Source organism: Sedimentibacter sp. B4 (genome assembly GCF_000309315.1).
Classification (GTDB): Bacteria; Bacillota; Clostridia; order Tissierellales; family Sedimentibacteraceae; genus Sedimentibacter; species Sedimentibacter saalensis.
Genome location: NZ_CANG01000496.1, coordinates 1 through 236, shown reverse-complemented (window position 1 = coordinate 236; position 236 = coordinate 1). Strand labels below are relative to the sequence as shown.

1 protein-coding gene is annotated in these 236 nt (G+C 69.5%); it reads left to right on the top strand.

Features of this window, described 5'->3' with window-relative positions:
• Positions 1 to 236 (top strand): hypothetical protein (locus BN358_RS26575; RefSeq protein WP_040583105.1); only part of this gene is annotated, 236 nt, incomplete at both ends.

Sequence of the window (236 nt, the reverse complement as noted above, 5' to 3'; positions counted from 1 at the left end):
AACTCGAACGACTCGAAGCAGCCAACGTCTTCGTCACCGCGCTCGACGAGGAGCGCCGCTGGTTCCGCTACCACCAGCTCTTCGCCGAGGCGTTGCGCGCGCGGCTCAACAGCGAGAGGCCAGGACAGCTCGCCGCACTCCACCTCGCCGCGAGCCGCGGCTACGCCTCATTGGGTCTGCTGGACGACGCTCTCGACCAGGCCGTGCGAGCAGCTGCTCCGGGCTGGCTCGCCGAC